The sequence below is a fragment of the Salmonella sp. SAL-020 genome, assembly GCF_017372215.1.
Classification (GTDB): Bacteria; Pseudomonadota; Gammaproteobacteria; order Enterobacterales; family Enterobacteriaceae; genus Salmonella; species Salmonella enterica.
Map to the genome: position 1 here is coordinate 2,367,101 of NZ_CP071690.1, position 23,440 is coordinate 2,390,540.

Consider the following 23,440-nt stretch of genomic DNA (forward strand, 5'->3'; position numbering starts at 1 on the left):
TTATGTTGGTCAATCTGTGTGATTACAAACAGAGCGTCACGCTCATTGCAAACAGTGGCGTCCAGTTTCTTGATTTTGGCTTAACGCCGCAAGAGTCGGCCCACTACGGACGTTTTGTGCGCAAAACGGCAAACGGCCCGCTACTGCGCCTCGATTTTGATCTGACCAGCGGGCGCTACACGTTGCCTGGACGTGCTGGCGGCCAACCCGAAGTCGTGAAACCGGAAAGCACTCAGACGCTGCACTATTCTCTGGATGTACTCGACGGAATCTGGCTTCCCCTGCCGTTCCTGCGTTTTAATCCGCCGCGTACCTTTATTGACGGGCCGGATAACTGGGCGCGCATTCAGGTACGTAAACTCAGCGAGCCAGATAGCGCCGGAAACACACACCGGATCACCCTCGCCTTCGACAGTCAACTGGCAAAAAATATGCCTGCGGCGTTGGCGCCTTGCGAAAACGATCTGCTCAATGGCACACGTTTTGCGCTCGCCTGGCAGGATGAAGAAGTTGCCGATTTTCTTGACCAGACATGGATTGACGGCTGGCTGCGCGAGTCGTTTCTTCAGTATGCCTCACAGGTGGAAAACCGTTCGGAACAGGCCATACAACAAGCGCTGCGTAGCTTTGAGTATCAGGCGCACTGGTTGAATTTACTGACGCTGTTAGGCGAACAGCTTACGGTGCCGGAAGTAAAGTTTGTGACACATACGTTAAGCACGCCCGCAATCCCGGTCGATCTGATTCTGGATGTCGGCAATACGCATACCTGCGGCGTCTTGATCGAGGATCATGGCGATGCGAATGACGGGTTACGCCAGACGGCAGAGCTTCAGGTGCGTTCTTTAAGCGAGCCGCAGTATCTGAACGATCCTTTATTTACCAGCCGGGTGGAATTCTCGGAAGCACGCTTTGGCAAGCAACACTTTTCTGTCGAAAGCGGACGAGACGACGCCTTTGTCTGGCCTTCCATTGTGCGTGTGGGCGACGAGGCTCGCGCCCTTGCTATGCAGCGTGTGGGCACCGAAGGCAGCAGCGGCATCTCCAGCCCGCGTCGCTACCTGTGGGATGAAACCCCCGCCTTGCAGGACTGGCGTTTTAGCCAGATCCACGGTAAAACGCAGCGCGAAGCGCTTGCCACCGCGTTTCCGCTGATGAATCTGATGAACGATGACGGACAGCCGTTATTCCGCCTGCCGCATGAAGAAAGGCTACCGGTTTTTTCGCCGCAATACAGCCGTAGCACCTTGATGACGCATATGTTGTGCGAAATTCTGGCTCAGGCGCTGGGGCAAATTAACAGCGTCGCCACCCGGCTGCGGCTCGGCTTTCCCGCCTCGCCGCGCCAGCTACGCACCCTGATTTTAACGCTGCCTTCCGCCATGCCGAAACAGGAGCGAGAAATTTTCCGCCAGCGAATGTTTGAAGCGCTGGCGCTGGTCTGGAAAGCCATGGGCTGGCATCCGCAGGATGAGGATTTCACCACGCCTAAGCAGCGTGAAAAAAGCGTGGTGCCGGTACCAGAAATACAGATGGAATGGGACGAAGCAAGTTGCGGCCAACTGGTATGGCTTTATAACGAAGCCATTTCGCATTACGCCGGGCGTACCGAATCCTTTTTTAATGCGCTCGCCAGACCGGATCGCCAGCCTGAACCCGGCGTCGTCCCCGGACGCGCGTTGCGCGTGGCATCGATTGATATCGGCGGCGGCACGACGGATATGGCGATCGTTCACTATCAGTTAGATGACGGCGTGGGGGCCAATGTAAAAATTACGCCTCATCTCCTGTTTCGCGAAGGTTTTAAAGTCGCCGGGGACGATCTGCTATTGGATATCATTCAGCGCTGTGTACTCCCTTCCCTGCAAACGGCGTTGCAACGGGCAGGCGTTACGGATGCCGCCGCCCTGCTGGCGACCTTATTTGGCGATTCGGGACGAATTGATACTCAGGCCATTTTGCGTCAGCAAACGGCGCTGCAATTATTTATGCCGCTGGGCCATGCGGTACTTTCCGCCTGGGAGCAAAGCGACATTAACGATCCGTTTGCCGGTTTACACGCGACATTTGGCGATCTGCTGATCCGCCGCCCAACGAGCAACGTGATGAACTATATCCAGCAGGCGATCGATCATGCCTTACCGTCTGGTTCGCCGACATTTGATATATTCAATGTGCCGTTGCAAATCCAGTTTAGCCAGCTTCAGGAGGCTCTGCTGGCCGGTCAGTTTACGCTAACAACGCCGCTTCATGCGGTCTGCGAAGCGATCTCCCACTATCACTGCGATATCTTGCTGGTGACGGGGAGACCGACCTGCTTACCCGGCGTACAGGCGCTCATCCGGCACTTACAACCGGTGCCGGTTAATCGCATTGTGTGGATGGATAAGTATCAGGTACATGAATGGTATCCCTTCAGTCAGCAAGGGCGTATCGGTAACCCAAAATCCACTGCCGCGGTGGGCGCGATGTTATGCAGCCTGGCGCTGGACTTACGTCTGCCGCGTTTCAATTTTAAAGCGGCTGATATCGGCGCGTATTCGACTGTACGTTATCTCGGCGTACTGGATAATACCGTTAATACCCTTCGCGATGAAAACATCTGGTATCACGAAATCGATTTGGATAAACCCGGCGCAACGCTGGACGCTCGCTTGCATTTTCCGCTACGCGGTAACGTGACGTTGGGCTTTCGTCAACTGGCGAACAGTCGCTGGCCGGCAACACCACTTTATTGCCTGAGCATTAATTCCGCCGAACTGGCGAAAACCATCGCTGGCGACGGCGTACTGAATGTGCGACTGAAATTACGCGGCAGTAGCAAAGATAGCGCCCCGGAATCGTTCATATTAAGTGATGCCTGGCTCCAGGACGGGACGCCGGTCGCCGCCGATGCGCTGACATTAAAATTGAATACGCTGGCTGACCGCCGCCACAGCGGCAGCCACTACTGGATAGATAGCGGGAGTGTATACCTGAAATGACAAAACCGTTAAACGCCACCCAGGCTGTTATCGAGTGGGTTAACAACACGCGCCGTTACGCAACGCGACTGGATGACGAAGCCGACGCTCTGCTGGCGCAACTTACGCTTGCCGCGGCGGATGAGTCAGCGCTCAACGCCGCCTGCGCGTCACATGGCTGCGTTGGTCTGTACGGGTATGCGCAATCCGCAAAAGCGCATCTGTTAACGACGCTATGCGGTAACGAGAATGGCAAGCTGGAAATTATCACGCCGGACCGTGACTATGATTATTTCAGCCACATCAATCCGGGTCATGCGCCAGCGAATATGGCTATTCGCTTTACGCGCGACATTTTTTCAAACGAGAGCGGCTGGCCGTTGCGCCTGCGCTTGATCAGTGAAGCCGAACTGGTGCAGATCTTTATTGCCTGGACCAGCGCGTCCCCCATTTGTCGCCAGGTCGAAAAATCCATTATCACATCACGCCTGGAGAAATGGCAATCGCTTCGCCAACCGCAGCCCGTCCCCGGCGTTACCGCTGAAGAGGTAGCGACCATCGCGAGTTTCTGGCGCTCTTGCCTGCCGTCCGCCAGACAACATATTGATGATGCGACATGGCAACACTTTGCCTCGCTCTTGCCTGCGCTGGATCTCACGACACGGGCGCACGCCTGGGCATTACTGTGGGGAGAGCAACCGGAGATCACCCAGCAATGGCTGGCGCTGGCGCATATGTTGCAACAAACCGGCCATGCCGGGGAACTGGCGGCGCCGCTCAGCCTGCTGGTCGATCATTTTGGCTTACCGGCGGAAAACTTCCTGACGCAAATGGCGCTAACCGCCAACGATACGCAAATCGATGTGGTGGTGCATCCGGTTAAGGAAGGCCGACTGCTCAATGCGGTCAGCCTTTCGCTTGATTCTCTGGCGCTGCTTACCCGCGAACTGGTGCTAACCGTTGAAAACAACGTACTGGATAACGTAGATTTACTGGATATTCCGGTCGCGCCAGACAGTCATCCTCATCCGTTATGGCGGGCGAAATTAGGCTGGATGCTGGCCCATTACCGCCAACAGGTACAGCCCGATGTTCTGGTGATTTGCAATGCTCTGGCATCTCGCTCGCAAACGTCCACTGCCGCCCGTCACTTACTGGAGTGGGTTAACGCCACGCAGCCGCAGCATGAATCAGCGTTACCCGGCGTCGTCTGGGCTATTACTCCACAGGATGCCCGTTTTGCCACCCAGCAAAATCTGGATGAAGCCGTCCAGCAGTTGATGGGTAAACCTGGCGTGCATTGGGGAACGTTGCAGGCGCTGGATAAACACAGTATGCAGCGTTTGGTGGAATGGTTATCGCAGGCGACATCGGCACCACAGCGACAGGCGCGCTTACAGGCGTTACGCGAACAACTGCGAGGCCGCGTGCGCGATCTGTTACCGATGTTTGATGACGCGCGGCTACCGGTTGAAACCGTGATCCGGCGTCTTCAGGCCCAGGCCGCCAGACATGGCGACCTGCTGGCCGGGCTGTTACCGCCAGTACAGAATTTCGAAGCGTTGCTGCGCACCCGACAGTCACGAGAAGAACAGGTCTGCGGTTTATTTAATGACGCGATCGATCTCTTTGCCGACGAACCAACGCGCGCTTCAGCGTCAGAAGGTCACGAAACAGGCTACCAGGCGCACAAAATGTGGATCAATCATCTGCGCCAGTGGGCCCACTGCCGGGATAATGCGCAGCGTCTGGGACTGGAACCGCAGATGCTCAACGCCGTGGCGGAGATTTTAATTACCGCCAGCTATCGCCTCGGTTTACCTCAGCAGTTACAGAAAACCATGCAGCGCGAGGAGGTGAGCGGCGCGCAGCTTCATGCCATCATTGGTAACTTCATCGCCTGGCTCGGCTACGCCAATATCGAGGAGGCCCAACGCCCGGCCAGCCGCGTTCAGAAAGGCGCAGCCATTTTCGCCGCAACACCGCGTTCGACAATGTTGCGTCTAACAAAGCTTGACGAACAGCCCGTTCACGCCGCCAGCCGCTATGTCTATGACTGGCTTGTTGCGCTGTATACCCTGGCCAATGAGAACGCAGGATATCGGCATCCGCAGGACGTTACCGACGTAGACAGAGCGCAATTAATTGCCCTGATAGCCTGACCTGGCGGAAAAACCATGCCCGGTAACCTGTATCGGGCTTGAGGTCAGAAAAGCGAAAACAGCAATGCGACGGGGAAACTTATTGGCCATGTCGCGCCAACCAAAAAGGCGCTCAGGAAACGAATTCGTTTTTTGTCATGAGTCAAAAACCAGGTGATCAGGGATGATATCACCGCCATGACGGCGTAAAAAATTAATATCTTTTGAAAGAGGGTCATATCAGGCATCCGCGCCAACCAGAGGAAAAAACGCGCGCAATATGCTCTTTTTATTTGACGCACATCAAGGTTTATCAGCCTTAACAGCAAAACGTTCTCAATGCACGGCTCCGCTCACAGAATATCCTGTTTACGTATTATTGCGGATCTCGCCAACCCGTACTATACCCATAGGGGTTATGATGAAAGGTGGCGAAAATGAATGTTTCCAGTAAAACCGTCGTGCTGATTAATGTCTTTGCTGCTGCAGGACTTTTGGGTCTGATCTCGTTGAGATTCGGCTGGTTTGCTTGAGGTGTTCAACCTTTGAGTACTTGCTGCGCATGTTGGCGGGGAGGTCCCCCTCTCCGCCGACACCCGCCTATTTTTTCACGATTTTTCTGAACAGTAAATGATCCTTAATGCTTAACCATGATGTGACGGACAAGTGTGTAGTCTTCCAGACCATACAATGACATATCTTTGCCGTATCCCGACTGTTTTTGCCCTCCATGCGGCATCTCGCTAACCAACATGAAATGGGTATTAATCCAGGTACAGCCATACTGCAATCTGGCGCTAAGCCGGTGCGCCCGCCCAACGTCCTGAGTCCAGACGGAGGATGCCAGACCATAGCGAGAATCGTTGGCCCACCTCAGAACCTGATCTTCATCATCAAAGACGGTTATACTGACCACCGGGCCGAAGACCTCGCGTTGCACGATGGCATCTTCCTGTTTTGCGTCTGCCAGCAACGTCGGAGCGAAATAGTAACCTTTACCTTCCGTTTGACTTCCGCCAGTAATCACACGGATATGGCTGAGGGCCTTCGCCTCCTCTACAGCCGCTGTGACGCGCTTCAGGTGCGCCAGCGAACTTAACGGCCCCAGCTCTGTCGACTCATCCTCCGGCGCGCCCATTTTCAGGCTGCTCACCGCGTTCCCTAGCTTTTCGACCAGCGCATCATAGATACCGCGCTGCGCGTATATACGGCACGCCGCAGTACAATCCTGTCCGGCATTATAGAAACCAAAAGTCCGGACGCCCTGCGCCACCGCATCCAGATCGGCGTCATCAAAAACAATCACCGGGGCTTTACCACCGAGTTCCATATGCGTACGTTTTATCGCTGGCGCAGTATGGCGCAGAATATGCTCCCCGGTCGCGATAGAACCGGTTAAAGAGACCATGCGTACTTTTTCATGACCGGTCAATACATCGCCAACAGTCTGCCCTCGTCCGAACAGGACATTGAGCCCCCCCGGCGGAAAGATATCCTTCGCCAGCGCGGCAAGTTTAAGCGCCGTCAGCGGCGTGATTTCAGAAGGCTTAATCACCACGCAGTTACCTGCCGCCAGCGCTGGCGCCAGCTTCCAGGCCGCCATCATGAGCGGATAATTCCACGGCGCGATAGAGGCAACCACGCCAATCGGATCCCGGCGGATCATCGACGTATGTCCTTCCAGATATTCGCCCGCCGCCAGCCCACTCAAACAACGGGCCGCGCCGGCAAAAAAGCGAAAGACATCCACGATTGCCGGAATTTCATCATTAATTACGCAGTGCAAAGGCTTACCGCAGTTTTGCGATTCAAGCCGGGCGAACTCAAGGGCGTTTTGCTCGATGCTGTCCGCCAGTTTTAACAGACATTCCGCCCGTGCTTTGGGTGTGGTCTGCCCCCATTCGGCAAACGCGCTATCGGCGGCCAGCACTGCGGCGTCAACCTGCGCGGGCGACGCTTCCGCAATCTCAAGTATGACCTCGCCTGTCGCCGGGTTATAAACAGACTGCCTTTCTCCCTCACCGTCCACCAGCACGCCATTAATCAGTAATTGATATTGCATAGCATTTTCCCATATCGTCATTAATCGATTTCCGGCGAACGGGCCGCCGCTTTCCTAAAAATAGACGGCGCGCCAGATGCTCACCCGGCACACTCGGGAAATTTAGTCAGGTTGTGAGCTGACACGCATTCCACCTCACACAAGGCTTTTAGCGCTCAGCATCTCGCGAATCAGGCTGCCAAGCTGTTTTACGGCCTGTTCTTCCCGTTCTCCCCAATGCCATGCGGTGTTAAAACGAAAGAAACGCGTCCAGGCGCCGGACGTTGAAAACATTTTCCCCGGCGCGATACTGATAAGGTGTTCAAGCGCTTTGGCGCTAAGTTCACCGGCATCAAGCTGCTCAGGTAGCTCCAGCCAAAGAAAATAACCGCTATCGTTATGGTGAATTTTTACTTCCGCCGGGAGATGGCGCAAAAGGGTTTGCCAGGCTTGCTGTTTACGTTCGGCAAGCTGCCTTCGCAATCGTCGCAGATGCGCGTCATATCGACGTGTCGAGAGATAATCCACTAACGCCAATTGCATGGGGGAACTGGTGGATAATGTGCTCATTAACTGCAAACGCTGAATTTGTCTGGCATGGCTTCCTCCCGCAACCCAGCCAATGCGAAAACCGGGAACCAGACATTTGGAAAAAGACGAACAATGCAACACGGTATCGTCGCGATCCCATGCTTTGGCAGGCAGAGGTTTCTCGCGGCCAAAGTAGAGTTCGCTATAAACATCGTCTTCAATTAGCGTCACGTTATGGTGCGTGAGTAACGCAACCAGCCGCGCTTTTTTCTCAGCACTCAGCGTGAACCCTAACGGATTCTGGCTGTTGGTCATTAACCAGCACGCTTTCACCGGATATTCCTGTAACGCCTGTTCCAGCGCCATAAGATCGATACCTTCTTTAACATCGGTAGGTATCGACAACGCTTTCAGGCGCAATCGCTCCAGGGCCTGTAGCGCACCGTAGAAACAGGGGTTCTCCACCACCACCCAGTCTCCCGGCGCCGTCACCGCCTGTAAACTAAGATTCAACGCTTCCAGCGCGCCGGCGGTAATGACAATCTCGTCAGGAGAAACGGTAATCCCCTGCTGCGCGTAACGGCGTGCTATCGCATAGCGCAATTCTGCATTACCTGGCGGCAAGTTTTCGATGACGCTCATTGCCGTCGCGGTTTTACTGACCTGCGCCAGAGAGCGGTTCAATTGCGGCAAGGGAAACAGACGCGGATCGGGAAACGCTGAGGCAAAGGGCACCACAGAGGTATCACGGCTCGCCTGCAGCATCTCAAAAATATAGGTATTGATATCTACGGCTTCATCCCGAATAACGTGCGCTGCCGTCGCGACTGACCGACAAACCGGATGCGGCGCGACATAATAACCAGATTGCGGACGGGCGATAATCCGTCCCTGACTTTCCAGCAACTGGTACGCATGACCGACAGTCATAAAACTCATGCCGCTACTGGCGACCTGCTCCCTCAGCGAGGGTAATCGATCGCCGGGTTGCCAAACGCCAGAGGCGATTTGTTCTCTAATTTGCTCCGCCAGACGTTGATATTTTTTCATTATTCGATCTCATTGAGCGCTGCTTGCAGGTGGCAACCGCAGTGTATATCAGTTGTTAAAATTAACAATGATTTGCTAACTGTTATGGTGCTTTCCAACAGGCGTAATGATTAGATTTCGCAACAAAACGCCGTTTCAGGGTCTCTGCTTAACGGGAAAGTCAAACCAAGTGTTCGGGTATGGTTCATGAGTAAGAGAGAAGTGCCACCATTCAGTATCCAGTGGCGTAAAACCCGCATCACGCATCAATGTTTGTAATAACAACCTATTTGCGCGTTGCTGAGCGGTAAGCATGACATTATCGGGATGGGATAACGGACTAAAACAGTCAAAGCCGGTACCAAAATCCAGACTATTATCTGGCGAGCGTTGCGCCGCGGACGCAGTACAATTCACCAGTGGTCGTCCGGGATCGTATATTGGTATTTTACTGTCAAGTGGAACAATCGTTAGATCAAGCGTACTTCCCCGACTGTGGCCGGATCTGGCGGCAAGATAACCTTCCTCAAACAGACGATTTTTCTCTACCTGCGGATAAAATTCGTTTTTCATTTGGTTTTGAGAAGGATCTTTGGCCCACGCGATAAAGTCGTTCACTGCGCTTTGCGGACGGTAGCAATCATATATTTTTAAGGTAAGTCCGAAGGGGCGTAAACGATCGGCGACCTGCTTCACTGCGTTCGCGGCTGGTCGTGTTAACAGGCAAACAGGCGCGTTATAGCCTTTAATGGGGCGACCAATAAAGTTATGGGAACTGAAGTATCGCATGTCTACCTGTACGTCGGGGGCGACCGTAGTAATATCGACAAAGTCTTTTGGCTGGTGGAGATCAATATGGTTTTCAGCTGACATTGCCTGAACGGACAACAGGCTGAACAGGAGGAAAGAAGATACGCATTTTACCATATGTTACACCTCGCGAGAGTCACAGGGGTGATTATGTATTTGAGCAGGTAAAGATTAGCGGACACCGCTTAAACAGATGGTTAAAATAAACATCATTCCCCCTGTAATCTGTGCCTTATCACAAACGGAGAGTTTATATTTTGCTTATACGACCACTGCGCCTCCTGTTCTATACCCAAAATAATTCGAGTTGCGTAAAGGCGGCAAGGGAGTGAGTCTCAGGAGCACAGATAACGATGTGTTTTCACAAAGGCGAGTCTACCTGACCAGAAAGGTCATTTGATAATCAGTAGTACAGTTGTTGTCGCCTTCCATAACTAAATAACATTGTTTCGCCAAAGATAAGACCACTATATAGTCAGGAAGGCAATTAGTGAGGAACACGTCGATTGTCGGCGATAATGCACTGAAATTACGATTCACTGCAGTTGTGCAAACACATAGAATCCCCCTCGAACCGAGATAATTCGGTCTGCTGGTCATAGCCATTATTCAGTAAGACCGCAGGTTGCAGCGGCGGATCACGGGCGTGAAGAAAAATCCTGTGCCCCAAATTTTTTGGACAAGCGCTGAACCTGCCGTATACTTTTACTTAACGTACACTCCGCCATAAAAATAAACCCTGCGATGATACCGTAATGCCATAGGCATAACTTAAGGATATGCCATAAATCAAGCGAAGCATGATTTAACTTCTCAGTGATTGCGATAGTCTGTACAAATATTATGGGATGAAATAATAAGACGCCTAACAAAAATATCCCTGCCACGATCATGGCAAGTAATTGAAAAAAAGCCCATCCGATAACGAAACGGTAAAGTAACAGCAATAATAGCCGTCCACATTTTCTTAGCCATTCTGACTGCAAAATGCCCCAGGATGCTGTCTTTTCGTGAATTTCACCATCTGATTTCTTCATTTTGAGCCTCCTCGCAGGTTTTTATAATTTTATCGCCCAACTGGAAATAAAGCCGTCAGCTAATCGTTACAACAAATATAATTAAGACAAAAACTAAAGAGTAAGGTATTTATATCATAAGCACTATCAGTATTGGCCTTCTGCCCTACCGCTAAACATCTCATTGTTGTTAGCCTAATAATACTTTTAGTTTAACTTCTTATAAGACAATTTCTACACGGTTGAGCAACTATTTACTTTCTCTAAAAATAATATAGTGCGTAATTAATCATTACTCATAGTACATGATGATGTGAGAATTAAGAAAACCGTTTTACTTTCATTCGTTTTATCTGACATATTTCATGGCCAGGAGGCGTGGGCATGACTAAAGCTACGGGTCGATTTGAACAATTGAACAATAATGTTGACGGTTCAGGACAAAGCAAAAATCAGGTGTTTCACCGATAGGCAAACCGATGGGCAACATGGGATAATATTTCGAATACCACCTATTCCAGTAATGAAGTATCATATAATCACTTGTGGTCTACATTATGCCAATTACTATCGGGAGAGGATTTTTAAAGAGTGAGATGTTTTCTCAAAGTGCTATCTCTCAACGCTCCTTCTTTACGTTACTATGGGAAAGGATTAAAGATTTTTTTTGTGACACGCAAAGATCCACTGCCGATCAATATATAAAGGAATTATGTGATGTTGCCTCTCCGCCTGACGCGCAACGTTTATTTGATTTATTTTGCGCGTTATATGAATTATCATCTCCGTCATGCAGAGGAAATTTCCATTTTCAGCACTATAAAGATGCTGAGTGTCAATATACAAATCTCTTTATTAAAGATGGCGAAGATATTCCGTTATGCATTGTGATACGTCAGGATCACTACTATTATGATATAATGAATAGAACAGTGCTCTGTGTTGATACTCAGCCTGCCCACCTGAAAAGATATTCTGATATTACTATAAAAGCTAGCACTTATGTTTGTGAAGAGCTATGTTGCTTGTTCCCTGAGCGGTTACTACTCTCGCTATCCGGCGGTATAACATTTCCCGTTGACCTAAAAAATATAAAAGAGACGCTTATCGCCATGGCAGAAAAGGGTAATTTATGTGACTGGAAGGAACAGGAAAGAAAAGCCGCCATCTCCTCCAGGATTAATCTGGGCATTGCCCAGGCAGATGTACCACCTATTGACGACGCTATCAAAAACAAAATAGCCGCAAAGGTTATTGAGAATACTAACTTAAAGAATGCAGCGTTTGAACCAAATTATGCACAAAGCTCAGTTACTCAAATTGTTTATTCATGTTTGTTTAAGAATGAGATACTAATGAATATGCTGGAAGAAAGTTCCTTTCATGGCCTGCTATGTTTAAACGAGCTTACTGAATATGTAGCGCTACAAGTTCATAACAGCCTTTTTTCTGAAGATTTATCTTCACTCGTTGAAACAACAAAAAATGAGGCTCATCACCAGAGTTGATCACACCATAAATAGTATGGATTTACAATCCCCTGGCAATACCAAAACCATCTAATACAATAACTTTAAATATATACTCCCAGGGAATAATGGATTTACTATGGAACGAATTGGCTCGTTATTTTTATAATTGATATACTGAGTATAAGTATATTTTCTCATACAACTTATCGCACTTATTGACAAACCGTTTTCGCTAATTTGAAGTGTGGAATAATAACTCAAAGAAATTATTGGCATCATAGCCTCACGACGTAACTGGAAGGTGGCATGATGCTTACAAAAACGTTATCAGTAGTTTTACTGACCTGTGCGCTGTTTTCAGGCCAGTTACTGGCGAAACAGCAAGACCACGCGTTCGTATGGTTTGCGACGGGAGGGCACCAGCTTAGACACGAAGCCGACAGCGATGAATTACGGGCGGCAGCGGAAGAATCCGCGGAAGGCTTGCGCGAGCACCACAACTGGCAGAAATCGCGCAAACCAGAAAGCTATTTTCGTTAATTAAACGCCCCTGCGCTTCGGCAGCGTTTTCATCAGCGCTTCAGGGCTCACTGAAGCGACAACGCTGCCGGGCTGGGGCATTTTTAAGATGTGGTTTTTAATTTTGCCAATGACATGCATTTCGCAAGGGCGGCAGTCGAATTTTAGCGTCAGTACCTCATCGCCATGCACCAACTGCATCGGCGTGGCTTTCCAGCTCTTAATATTTCCTTTCGCCTGCTTTGGACAAAGGTTGAACGCAAAACGCAGGCAGTGTTTGGTGATCATGACCGGTACCTCGCCCTTCTCCTGATGCGCCTCATAGGCCGCATCAATCAATTGTACGCCGTAACGGTGATAAAATTCCCGTGCTTTGTGGTTGTAGACATTAGCGAGAAAGCTGAGATGCGTTTGCGGATAGACCGGCGCAGGCTGCGCCACGGGTTTACGACGACCTCGTTGATAATGGGCCAGCCGCGCCGCGTCAAGCATATCAATCGCCTCCCGACGGAACTGATTGAGCAGGCTATTTGGCACGAACAACGCCGCCGGTAATGTCACCTGCATATCACGCGCGTAGTAAGGCGTCTGTCCCAGCTTCGCCAGTCCGGCTTTTAGGTTATTCAACGCTTTTTCAGAGTTGTTGGCTTCCTCAAATACCCCGTCAAGCGTATGCGTGATGCAGACACCGTCTTCACTGGTCAGCGTCAGAATAAGCTGTTCCTGCCAGCCGCCCAGCATGATATCAACCGCCACACGGCGCTCACTGGAGGTTTTTGTCAGCGCTTGCTGCCAGTTATGATCCAGATTACGATTCAACGGATGATGCGGACGGACTTTATGCAGGTCGGCAGGCATATCATTTGGCCAAACGCGGTAGCGGTTATGACCGGTTTTCTCCACCGTATTGGCGCGAAAACCTACCACTTCACGCTTAATCAACACGTTCAGACCATCGCCATTCGCCAACGGCTCCGTAGCTTCTACGTCGAGATAATCCTTCGCCACATTCAGCACCTCACCTACCGGCAAGCCAATAAATTTTGGTGAATCAAATGCGCCAATATCACCTTTACGCGCGTTAACAAAATAGTCGGTGCTGCCGCGATGGAAAGTTTTCTCCGTGGAGGGAACAAAAAAGTGTTCGGTCCGACCAACCGACGCACGCGCCAGATCGCCACGTTGCTCGATAATCGCGTCCAGCATCTGACGATAATGCGCGGTGATGTTTTTGACATAGCTCATGTCTTTATAGCGCCCTTCAATCTTGAAGGAACGTACGCCTGCATCGATCAACGCGCCGAGGTTAGCCGTTTGGTCGTTATCTTTCATCGATAGCAAATGTTTTTCGTAAGAGACCACCCGCCCCTGATCGTCTTTTAACGTATACGGTAAGCGACAGGCTTGCGAACAGTCGCCCCGATTGGCGCTGCGCCCGGTTTGCGCATGAGAGATATAACACTGCCCAGAATAAGCGACACACAGCGCGCCATGAATGAAGAACTCAATCGTGGCGTCAGTAGCCTGATGAATAGCCGCTATCTGACTCAAATTAAGCTCGCGCGCCAGTACAATCTGTGAAAAACCGACATCGGCAAGAAACTTCGCTTTTTCCACGCTGCGAATATCACACTGTGTACTGGCGTGAAGCTCAATCGGCGGGATATCCAGTTCCAGAATGCCCATATCCTGCACAATCAGCGCATCCACCCCGGTGTCGTACAAATCGGTGATTAACCGCTGCGCGGGCTCCAGCTCATCATCATGCAGGATAGTATTCAGCGTGACAAAAATCCTGGCGCCATAACGGTGAGCAAACGGAACCAGATCGGCGATATCGCGCAGACTGTTACTGGCGTTATGACGTGCGCCAAAACCGGGTCCGCCGATGTAGACGGCATCTGCGCCATGCAAAATCGCTTCGCGAGCAATTGCGGCGTCACGGGCCGGACTTAATAATTCGAGATAGTGAGGTTGCTGGCGCATACAGTCTTTCTTATCCAATAGCAGCGAAATGGCGGCTATTGTAGTCAGAAGCGCAAACTAACGAAATAGTTTTCCCGCTTAACCACGCGGGTAATGGATCAGCGAGTGAAAATGAACCGTCTGGTCACTGCTATTGCGATAGGTATGCGCCATATCACCGGCAAAACGCAATCCTTTACCGGCGTCTATGGTTTGCCATACCCCACCAGTACACATGTCCAGCCGACCCTGAATCACCACCACATGTTCGACAACGCCGGCTTTATGCGGCGTTGATTCGCTGACCGCGCCAGGCGCCAGCAATAGGGAAAAATAGTCAAAACAGAGTTCAGGATCCCATGGAAACAACGGTGTGATTACCATCGCTTGCTGCTGGGGATCGAAGGTCGGAGGAAATTCGGCCTGCGGCGGCGAAATAAACACTGAGAATGGAACGTTCAGGCCCGTCGCAATTTTCCACAGCGTTGCGACTGTCGGGCTGGATTCATTACGCTCTATCTGCCCCAACATGGCTTTTGAGACGCCGGAGATCTCCGCCAGACGCGATAAACTCCAGCCTCGCTGATGGCGTAACATTCTTAACGTGGTCGCCAGATAGTGTGTCAGGTTATCCATTTTCCCCCCCCAGTAAGGCCATAGCGTATCACTTGTACGCTATAACGCACAATGCTACATTGACTGACCGTTATAACGCACAAGAGGCGATCATGCGTCTGTTATCACTGCCGTTACCTACTGTATTATCCGGTCTGGTCGCCGTTCTGGTCGGCTATGCAAGTTCCGCCGCCATTATCTGGCAGGCGGCGCTTGCCGCTGGCGCAACACCCGCAGAGATCGCCGGCTGGATGACCGCCCTCGGTATAGCCATGGGCATAAGCACACTAACGTTAACCTTGTGGTATCGTGCGCCGGTTTTAACCGCCTGGTCAACGCCTGGCGCCGCTCTGTTGGTAACAGGGCTTCAGGGATTATCGTTGCCAGACGCGGTGGGCATATTCATTGTCGCCAATGCCCTGATTGTGCTGTGCGGCGTCACGGGATTGTTTGCGCGTTTGATGCGGATAATCCCCCATTCTCTTGCCGCTGCAATGCTGGCGGGAATACTGCTACGCTTCGGCCTGCAGGCGTTCGGGACGCTCAACGGAGAGTTTGTCATGTGCGGCGGTATGCTATTGGCGTGGCTACTCTTTAAAGTATTCGCGCCCCGCTATGCCGTTATTGCTGCCATGGTGATGGGAATAACGGTGGCGCTCATCCAGGGTAAGGTGGCGATGAGCGGTATTCATTTCGCGCCGGTGTGGCCCACCTTCGTTCCCCCCCACTTTTCATTCGCTCAAAGCCTGAGCGTCGCGGTACCGCTCTTCCTGGTGACGATGGCATCGCAAAACGCCCCCGGCGTCGCCACAATGAAGGCGTCTGGCTATCAGCTTCCTGTCTCTCCGTTAATGATTTTTACCGGATTGCTGGCGCTGCTGCTTTCGCCATTTGGCGTTTATTCTATCTGCATTGCCGCCATTACAGCCGCCATTTGTCAAAGCCCGGACGCGCACCCCGATCCAACGCGTCGCTGGTTAGCGGCCGCCGCCGCAGGCGTTTTTTATTTACTTGCCGGGTGGTTTGGCGGTTCGATAACCGGGCTGATGGTCGCCCTGCCGGTTAGCTGGGTGCAAATGCTGGCTGGTCTGGCACTGTTAAGTACGATTAGCGGTAGCCTGTATCAGGCGCTTACTCACGAAAGTGAGCGTGACGCGGCAGTTATCGCATTTCTCGTCACCGCCAGCGGGCTAACGCTGATGGGCATCGGATCGGCATTCTGGGGGTTGATCGCTGGCGGGATAGGCTATGCAGTATTAACGAGAACGCGCCGCCCATCGTTGTCTGGCTGATGGTGACCGCTAATCTGCCGGGGTTTGCGCCATCTTGCGATGGCGCCGCAGAATTATTTTTTGTTAACGTCAAACATAGAGGTATCCGTCGCCATATCATCCACGACCTGTTTCAACGTCTCAAACGCCATTGGCGTACTGGAGTTACTCAGGTCTTTACCTTCACCCTGGCGTACTACCTTGACGACCGGCTTGTTGGTCGCGGCATCTATCAGCTCACCTTCAAAATAGAGGTGGGTATCCATGGTCCGGTGGCCCGTCGCCATTTGCGTGCCCGCCACAATCAGCGCTACAGGGATCACCTCATAGAATTGCAGCCCTTCTTTGCTGGTATCCACGCCCGTAATCGCCCCGCGGAAAATCAAACTGCGCGGCCCTGGCGTCGTGACCAGCGGTTTGCGCTGTTCAATTGCTGATTTTACTTTAGTGTTCGTATAAGCCAGCAGTTTATCAAGAACTTGCTGCCCGACCTGGGTCGTTGGTTTGGGGACGGGATAGTATGTTATCGGATTGTAAACAATACTGTCATAGTTAGAGTCATTGAAATGTGGATCTACCCAGCGCAACACCGGTTTCCCCGTGGCGGAGGTAGTTTCCTGCAGGTCCGAATAATTTTTTAAGAATCCAGAATACTTATCCGGCTGTGTGACTTTAGACGCACAGCCGGATAACGCCAGCAAGCCAGTAAGCACTGCAACTTTAAATAAAGTATGAGTACGCATGAAACGATCCCTTTAGTCTTCGCAATGATGCAAAGGAAATAATAGCAAAACGAAATCATTCTGGATGCACTAAAAATGGTAACGACAGCACAATTTGAACGCAGCGCCCGACAAAAAAATGCCGAACGCAGCGAGACTTACAGAACTTGCATCGCTCAGGCCGTTTTTCTCGCCAGCATCGTAGCAAAGCGCAGTTTGATACGGTTGCCGTTTTCGTCCGTGCGGTGAAGCTCGCCGACATCTTCGTTGTATTTCAGCATGTCCCATCCTTCGTAATAGCGGCGTAATTCGCCTTCTTTAAAAGCAAACGGGAATCCCACCGTACAGGGAAAGTCCGGCGTATCCATTGCCGCAACAATCAAATTATACCCGCCGGGTTTTGTGCAGCGTTGCATATTGGCAATTAAACTGGGAATGGTTTGCGCCTCAAGAAACATCATAACCACCGTCGAGAGAATAAAGTCGTACTCACCGTCAAAGGTCAATGTATTCAGATCGACAAGGTCGGTTTGCAGATTATCCAGCCCTTCTGCCGCTTTAATACGCTCAAGATTAGCCATACTGGCCGGATTTTTATCCCACGCGGTAACGTCATAACCGTTCGCGGCCAGATACAGACTATTACGGCCATTGCCACATCCCAAATCCAGCGTTCGGCCTGGCGCGACAACCTTTGCCGCCGCCAGCACATCCGAATGCGTGCGGGTTAAACCGTATTTCTCAGTAAAGTAATTTTCGTCACGAACGGTCATTTTTTTCCTCCGTTTTCAACAGTGCAGCGCGCTCAGTGCGAATAAGCAACGTCCCCTGCACCAGCAATAGAAATGTACGAACCAGCAATAAAGCGATAATAGCGTTAGTGAAAATAAACAGCGGGACGGCCAGAATATGGAAAAGCCCTGATTCACTACCGTGACCAAGATGTAACCCCGTGGTCGCCAGCGCGGAAACGCCGAACGAAAAACTCCAGAAGGAAGCATTAAACGGTTGTGATAAATACCAGGGCATTAATCGCAGCATAAATAAAAGCTGTAACAGACCGTAGCCGAATAGCATTTTCGCCAGCGTGTCGCCCTCCCCGCCATTGACGCTCAGCCAGGCGCTACAGGCGACCAGCGCGGGCGCCAGTTGGATACCCAGCGACGTACGCAGCACCGCCGGTAATTCGCCGCAGCTACGCAGTCGCTGCAAAATAACCGGCTCCAGACTTAACCACGAAAAGACGCCTGCGCCTAAAAACACCAGTCCGGCATCATTGTAACCGAGCGCTCCACAGGCCATAGCGCTGATAAAATTATTCGCTACCGTGGGCAGATAAAGCCCCGGGGTTGTCGCTTCTTCCGGATGCGCTCCGCGCCAAAGTCCCGCCGTCTGCCAGGCGGCATACGCCAGTTGTATGACGACCCCCACGCTGAATAGCGCAACGGCCAACGGGCGATACCAGGGAACGAAACCGATCGCGACCAGCATCGTGGTGGCGGGAAACAGGCTGACAAAACTGCTCATTACCGGATGTCGCACTTCAGCCATCACGCTATGGGGAAAGCGCACCAGACGGCTAAGGAACGCCAGGGTCAAGAGTGCCCAAATAATCATCGCCAGGATCACCATGATGTCGCCGGGCCAGTGGCTTATTCCCCATATCTGGCTGGCATAACGCCAGGCGAATCCCATACCGATAGTGCCAAGGACGATGCCAAAATAGCCCGCAGGCAGATTGAGCACGCGATCGCTCTGCTTGTGATTACGCATTTTGTTTAATTTATAAAGTATATTTGAAATGCATTTTATGGAATTTCTGGTTGTTCCGCCAGTACCTTTGCTACGGTTATCTTAATCGTTCACACGGAATTTCCCTATGATCAAATATCGACTGAGTGAAGAACCTCGTGCTTTTACTTATCAGGTAGACGGTGAGAAGAAAAGCGTCTTATTACGACAAGTTATTGCCGTAACGGATTTTAACGATGTTAAAGCCGGAACCTCCGGCGGCTGGGTTGATGCCGATAATGTGCTGTCACAACAGGGGGATTGCTGGATTTATGATGAAAACGCGATGGCCTTTGCGGGCACGGAAATTACGGGTAACGCGCGTATCACGCTGCCGTGCACGCTCTACAATAACGTGCGAATAGGCGATAACGTCTGGGTTGATCGCGCTGATATCAGCGATGGCGCACGGATAAGTGACAACGTCACCATTCAGTCCTCTTCCGTGCGCGGAGAGTGTGCGATTTATGGCGATGCCCGCGTGTTAAACCAGTCAGAAATTCTCGCCGTTCAGGGACTAACGCATGAACATGCGCAGATTTTACAAATTTACGATCGCGCCACCGTGAACCATTCGCGGATTGTCCATCAGGTACAGCTTTATGGCGACGCCACTATCACACACGCTTTTATTGAGCACCGGGCGGAGGTCTTTGATTTCGCGCTCATCGAAGGCAACAAAGACAATAATGTCTGGATCTGTGACTGCGCCAAAGTCTATGGCCATGCGCGGGTTATCGCCGGTACAGAGGAAGATGCGATCCCTACCCTTCGCTACAGCTCGCAGGTAGCGGAACATGCGTTAATCGAAGGCAACTGTGTGTTAAAACATCATGTGCTGGTAGGCGGACATGCTGAGGTACGCGGAGGCCCGATTTTACTGGACGACCGCGTGCTGATTGAAGGCCATGCCTGTATACAGGGCGAAATTCTGATTGAGCACCAGGTCGAGATTAGCGGACGGGCGGCGGTGATAGCCTTTGACGGCAATACTATTCACCTGCGCGGCCCAAAAGTGATCAATGGCGAGGATCGTATTACGCGTACCCCCTTAGTCGGTTCCCTTTAATCCGCATCAATAATGCGGGCATACATATTAACGTCGTGATAGTCGCCGTTAAGATACTCTGCCTGTTTCATACAGCCTTCCAGCGTAAAATGGTTGCGCCGTGCGACCGCGTTACTGGCCTGATTATCAACGCGGCATTTAATGACGAAGCGCCGAATATCGCCGCGCCGGGCATAATGTGTCATCAGCGCCTGTAATGATTGCGACATTATCCCTTGTCCCTGGAGGGACTCATCCAGCCAGTAACCGATATAGGCGGCTTTGTTTACCGGTTCAATGGCATTAAATGAGAGTACGCCCGCCATCTCATTCTGGCAGAAAATCAGGTACATTTTGGCGTAACCACGCTGGTGCAACAGTATATTACCCTGCACATGCTTACGCGTTTCCTCCTGCGACGTGACATATTGCGGCCAGTCGAGCGACTGTTGTAGCCACGCTTTGTTTTTGAGTACCAGTTCGTGCAGCGCCGGAACATGACTTTCATCTGCCGCTCGCAGTTCCAGCGTCGTGCTAACAGGAATAATTTCCACCATCGCGTTGCCCTTCTTCGTTGTTGGTCGTGATCACATAAATAGCCTGGTTTACCGATAACCCGCAGGTGATATGAGCGTTTTTATTGTATCGCCATCACATTATTTTTTATTGGCCATATTTAGCGTATTTCCGCGTGACACATTTCACACTTATCCAACCATTCTCCGCCTATAAAACGCTCAACGACTGATTGTTTTATCACCACGGAGACGCCAATGACCTTTTCTGTGCAGGAAACGCTTTTTTCTTTACTGCGGCTAAACGGGATTTCAGGACATGAAAGCAGTATTGCAAACGTTATGCAGCACGCGTTTGAACAGCAGGCCAAAGACGTCTGGCGGGATCGCTTAGGCAATGTCGTCGCCCGTTATGGCAGCGACAAATCCGACGCGCTTCGCCTGATGATTTTTGCGCATATGGATGAAGTCGGTTTTATGGTACGCAAGATCGAACCCTCCGGCTTTTTACGTTTTGAACGCGTGGGCGGCCCGGCGCAAATTACTATGCCCGGTTCGGTCGTGACGCTTGCCGGACGTTCAGGCGATATCATGGGCTGTATCGGTATTAAAGCATATCACTTCGCGAAGGGTGACGAGCGCACCCAGCCTCCCGCGCTCGATAAACTCTGGATTGATATCGGCGCAAAAGATAAAGCGGATGCCGAACGAATGGGTATTCAGGTGGGGACGCCAGTAACCCTTTACAACCCGCCGCACTGTCTGGGCAACGACCTGGTGTGCAGTAAGGCGCTGGATGACAGGCTGGGGTGTACGGCGCTACTGGGCGTCGCCGAGGCCCTCGCCTCCACACCGCTCGATATCGCGGTATTCCTGGTCGCGTCGGTACAGGAAGAGTTCAATATTCGCGGTATTGTTCCCGTTTTACGACGCGTGCGCCCCGACCTGGCGATTGGTATTGATATCACCCCCTCCTGCGACACGCCTGACCTGCAGGATTACTCTGATGTGCGGGTCAACCACGGCGTCGGCATCACCTGTCTGAACTATCACGGACGCGGTACGTTGGCGGGACTGATTACGCCGCCGCGTTTGCTGCGGATGCTGGAGACCACCGCGCACGAAAATAATATTCCCGTACAGCGAGAAGTCGCGCCAGGCGTCATCACCGAAACCGGCTACATTCAGGTTGAACTGGACGGTATTCCCTGCGCCAGTCTTTCTATTCCCTGCCGCTATACCCACTCGCCAGCCGAAGTCGCCAGCCTGCGCGACCTGGCTGATTGTATCCGTTTACTGACTGCGCTGGCTAACATGTCGCCAGAACAGTTTCCCATTGAGCCTGAAACAGGCGCTACACAAGAGGCACGACCATGATGAAAAAGATCCTTGTGGCATGTGGTACCGGCATGTCGACATCAACCATGATTGCACAAAAACTGCAGGACTTTCTTGCGGAGCAAGGCATTGCGGCAACCACGGCGCAATGTTGTCTGAATGAGATCCCGTTGAATTGTAACGGTATGGATCTCATCGTAACGTCCATGCGTACGCACAGTGACTATGGCATCCCGACGCTCAACGGCGCCGCCCTGCTGACAGGCATCAACGACGACGCATTAAAACAAGAAATCAAGGCGCTGTTAACACAATAAAGGGGGCATTATGTTTGATTACATCCTGTCTCTCGGCGGCACCGTTTTTGTGCCCATCATTATGATTATCATCGGCTTAATCTTTCGTATTCCCTGGCTGCAGGCGGTGAAAGCCGGGGTGACGGTCGGCATCGGTTTTGTCGGCATGGGGCTGGTGATCGTCATGGCGATCGACAGTCTCAGTCCGCCGATTAAAGTGATGATTGAGCGTTTTGGCCTGACGCTGCATGTGTTTGACGTCGGCGCCGGGCCCGCATCCGGCGTCGGCTATGCGACGGCCATCGGCGCGATGATCATTCCCGTTATCTTTCTGCTCAACGTCGGTATGCTGGTGACTCGTCTGACCAAAACCATGAACGTTGATATTTATAACTACTGGCACTACGCCATTACCGGAACGGTCGTCCAGTTGATGACCGGCAGTCTGATTTATGGCGTACTGGGCGCGATTTGCCACGCCGCCTTGTCGTTGAAAATGGCCGACTGGACGGCGAAACGAGTACAGAACATTGTGGGTCTGGAAGGGATTTCTATTCCGCAAGGGTATGGCTCCAGTTCCGTGCCGTTGTTCGTATTGCTGGATGCGATATACGAAAAAATACCGTTTATGAAAGGACGCAATATTGATGCTCAGGAGATCCAAAAACGGTATGGGATGGTTGGCGACCCGGTGATCATTGGCGTTGTTCTCGGGCTGATCTTCGGACTTGCCGCAGGCGAAGGCTTTAAAGGGTGCGCAACCTTAATGATTACCGTGGCGGCGATTATGGTGCTGTTTCCGCGCATGATTCGCCTTATCGTTGAGGGATTAATGCCCATTTCCGACGGCGCGCGTAAGTTCTTCCAGAAACACTTTAAAGGGCGCGAAGTCTTTATCGGTCTGGATACCGCAGTGACGTTAGGCCACCCGACCACCATCGCGGTTGGACTGCTGTTAATTCCCATCATGTTAATTCTGGCGAGCATACTGCCGGGCAATAAAGTCCTGCCGCTGGCTGATTTACCGGTTGCGCCGTTTTTTATCTGCATGGCCACGGTTATTCATCGCGGCGATCTGATTCGTACTCTGCTCAGCGGCATCATTGTCATGATTACCGTTTTGCTGATCGCCACCCAGTTCGCGCCGTACTTTACCGATATGGCGCTCAAAGGCGGCTTTAGCTTCGCCGCTGAAAACGCGCAAATTACCGCGCTGTCGGTGGGAAATATGTTTGGCTGGTCAATATCTGAATTGATGTCGCTGGGCATGATTGGTGTGGTTATTGTGGTCGGCATTGTCGCCAGCATCATACTTGTCTTACGTAAACGTGAACTACCGGAATAAGGAGCAACCCAG

The 23,440-nt window shown here is 51.6% G+C and carries 22 protein-coding genes; 10 read left to right on the forward strand and 12 right to left on the reverse strand.

What is annotated here, in order from left to right; genetic code table 11:
• The first annotated feature begins 2 nt into the window (after positions 1 to 2).
• Together J1G48_RS11440 and srfC are read left to right on the forward strand one after the other, a co-directional pair.
• Entirely contained in the window at positions 3 to 2,984 is a 2,982-nt protein-coding gene (locus tag J1G48_RS11440; protein WP_000960820.1) for a virulence factor SrfB, read from the forward strand.
• Complete coding sequence (gene srfC, locus J1G48_RS11445) at positions 2,981 to 5,125, forward strand: virulence-associated effector SrfC (protein ID WP_000165625.1); 2,145 nt, start codon at positions 2,981 to 2,983, stop codon at positions 5,123 to 5,125. Before J1G48_RS11440 ends, srfC begins: the two co-directional genes overlap by 4 nt.
• Before the next feature lie 44 nt (positions 5,126 to 5,169).
• Here srfC and J1G48_RS11450 read toward each other — a convergent pair whose 3' ends face one another.
• Positions 5,170 to 5,343: a GhoT/OrtT family toxin gene (locus tag J1G48_RS11450; protein ID WP_000171943.1), complete on the reverse strand. Its 174-nt coding sequence runs from the start codon at positions 5,341 to 5,343 to the stop codon at positions 5,170 to 5,172.
• A gap of 198 nt (positions 5,344 to 5,541) precedes the next feature.
• Between J1G48_RS11450 and yncL the strand changes: the two genes are divergently transcribed.
• Positions 5,542 to 5,637 (forward strand): stress response membrane protein YncL, encoded by a 96-nt coding sequence (yncL, locus tag J1G48_RS11455; RefSeq protein ID WP_001103198.1) that lies wholly within the window; start codon positions 5,542 to 5,544, stop codon positions 5,635 to 5,637.
• 104 nt (positions 5,638 to 5,741) lie between these two features.
• On the opposite strand, the gene patD is transcribed toward yncL, so the two are convergent.
• From patD to J1G48_RS11480, 5 genes are all read right to left on the reverse strand, one after another.
• A complete protein-coding gene (patD, locus tag J1G48_RS11460) occupies positions 5,742 to 7,187 on the reverse strand; it encodes an aminobutyraldehyde dehydrogenase (protein ID WP_000158087.1) in 1,446 nt (481 codons plus the stop codon).
• Positions 7,188 to 7,301: 114 nt separating this feature from the next.
• Complete coding sequence (gene ycdR, locus J1G48_RS11465) at positions 7,302 to 8,726, reverse strand: GntR family transcriptional regulator YdcR (RefSeq protein ID WP_000760692.1); 1,425 nt, start codon at positions 8,724 to 8,726, stop codon at positions 7,302 to 7,304.
• A 135-nt stretch (positions 8,727 to 8,861) separates the two neighbouring features.
• On the reverse strand, positions 8,862 to 9,632 hold the full coding sequence (locus tag J1G48_RS11470) for a M15 family metallopeptidase (RefSeq protein ID WP_000237717.1): 771 nt from the start codon (positions 9,630 to 9,632) through the stop codon (positions 8,862 to 8,864).
• 258 nt (positions 9,633 to 9,890) lie between these two features.
• On the reverse strand, positions 9,891 to 10,121 hold the full coding sequence (locus J1G48_RS11475; protein WP_001597849.1) for a hypothetical protein: 231 nt from the start codon (positions 10,119 to 10,121) through the stop codon (positions 9,891 to 9,893).
• Between the two features lie 32 nt (positions 10,122 to 10,153).
• Entirely contained in the window at positions 10,154 to 10,552 is a 399-nt protein-coding gene (locus tag J1G48_RS11480) for a hypothetical protein (protein ID WP_000747901.1), read from the reverse strand.
• A gap of 536 nt (positions 10,553 to 11,088) precedes the next feature.
• On the opposite strand from J1G48_RS11480, the gene sifB reads away from it, so the two are divergent.
• A complete protein-coding gene (gene sifB, locus J1G48_RS11485; RefSeq protein ID WP_001122940.1) occupies positions 11,089 to 12,039 on the forward strand; it encodes an SPI-2 type III secretion system effector SifB in 951 nt (316 codons plus the stop codon).
• Between the two features lie 273 nt (positions 12,040 to 12,312).
• Positions 12,313 to 12,543, forward strand: coding sequence for a DUF2554 family protein (locus tag J1G48_RS11490; protein ID WP_000956438.1), 231 nt, complete (start codon positions 12,313 to 12,315; stop codon positions 12,541 to 12,543).
• Here the strand turns inward: J1G48_RS11490 and J1G48_RS11495 are convergent, their stop codons facing one another.
• Both J1G48_RS11495 and J1G48_RS11500 read right to left on the reverse strand, forming a co-directional pair.
• Positions 12,544 to 14,508: a U32 family peptidase gene (locus J1G48_RS11495; RefSeq protein ID WP_001249745.1), complete on the reverse strand. Its 1,965-nt coding sequence runs from the start codon at positions 14,506 to 14,508 to the stop codon at positions 12,544 to 12,546.
• Between the two features lie 78 nt (positions 14,509 to 14,586).
• Positions 14,587 to 15,123 carry an XRE family transcriptional regulator gene (locus J1G48_RS11500; RefSeq protein ID WP_000369539.1) on the reverse strand — a complete coding sequence of 179 codons (537 nt, stop codon included), beginning with the start codon at positions 15,121 to 15,123 and terminating at the stop codon, positions 14,587 to 14,589.
• Between the two features lie 92 nt (positions 15,124 to 15,215).
• Between J1G48_RS11500 and J1G48_RS11505 the strand changes: the two genes are divergently transcribed.
• Positions 15,216 to 16,394 (forward strand): benzoate/H(+) symporter BenE family transporter, encoded by a 1,179-nt coding sequence (locus J1G48_RS11505; RefSeq protein WP_001238503.1) that lies wholly within the window; start codon positions 15,216 to 15,218, stop codon positions 16,392 to 16,394.
• Positions 16,395 to 16,447: 53 nt separating this feature from the next.
• Here the strand turns inward: J1G48_RS11505 and J1G48_RS11510 are convergent, their stop codons facing one another.
• The 3 genes from J1G48_RS11510 to tehA form a co-directional block, all read right to left on the reverse strand.
• Complete coding sequence (locus J1G48_RS11510; RefSeq protein WP_001259025.1) at positions 16,448 to 17,116, reverse strand: DUF3313 domain-containing protein; 669 nt, start codon at positions 17,114 to 17,116, stop codon at positions 16,448 to 16,450.
• A gap of 155 nt (positions 17,117 to 17,271) precedes the next feature.
• On the reverse strand, positions 17,272 to 17,868 hold the full coding sequence (gene tehB / locus J1G48_RS11515; RefSeq protein ID WP_000218283.1) for a tellurite resistance methyltransferase TehB: 597 nt from the start codon (positions 17,866 to 17,868) through the stop codon (positions 17,272 to 17,274).
• On the reverse strand, positions 17,855 to 18,868 hold the full coding sequence (tehA, locus tag J1G48_RS11520) for a dicarboxylate transporter/tellurite-resistance protein TehA (RefSeq protein ID WP_001244002.1): 1,014 nt from the start codon (positions 18,866 to 18,868) through the stop codon (positions 17,855 to 17,857). Before tehA ends, tehB begins: the two co-directional genes overlap by 14 nt.
• 106 nt (positions 18,869 to 18,974) lie before the next feature.
• On the opposite strand from tehA, the gene ydcK reads away from it, so the two are divergent.
• Positions 18,975 to 19,955, forward strand: coding sequence for a YdcK family protein (ydcK, locus tag J1G48_RS11525; protein ID WP_000599083.1), 981 nt, complete (start codon positions 18,975 to 18,977; stop codon positions 19,953 to 19,955).
• Here the strand turns inward: ydcK and rimL are convergent.
• A complete protein-coding gene (gene rimL / locus J1G48_RS11530; protein ID WP_000229301.1) occupies positions 19,952 to 20,491 on the reverse strand; it encodes a 50S ribosomal protein L7/L12-serine acetyltransferase in 540 nt (179 codons plus the stop codon). The genes ydcK and rimL overlap by 4 nt on opposite strands.
• A 216-nt stretch (positions 20,492 to 20,707) precedes the next feature.
• Between rimL and J1G48_RS11535 the strand changes: the two genes are divergently transcribed.
• Genes J1G48_RS11535 through sgcC form a run of 3 tightly spaced genes read left to right on the forward strand, consistent with a single transcriptional unit; the run spans position 20,708 to position 23,428 of the window.
• Positions 20,708 to 21,826: a M42 family metallopeptidase gene (locus J1G48_RS11535; protein ID WP_000144629.1), complete on the forward strand. Its 1,119-nt coding sequence runs from the start codon at positions 20,708 to 20,710 to the stop codon at positions 21,824 to 21,826.
• A complete protein-coding gene (sgcB, locus tag J1G48_RS11540) occupies positions 21,823 to 22,104 on the forward strand; it encodes a PTS sugar transporter subunit IIB SgcB (protein WP_000976132.1) in 282 nt (93 codons plus the stop codon). Before J1G48_RS11535 ends, sgcB begins: the two co-directional genes overlap by 4 nt.
• 10 nt (positions 22,105 to 22,114) lie before the next feature.
• Positions 22,115 to 23,428, forward strand: a complete 1,314-nt coding sequence (gene sgcC, locus J1G48_RS11545; RefSeq protein ID WP_000460835.1) for a PTS sugar transporter subunit IIC SgcC — start codon at positions 22,115 to 22,117, stop codon at positions 23,426 to 23,428.
• Positions 23,429 to 23,440: the final 12 nt, after the last annotated feature.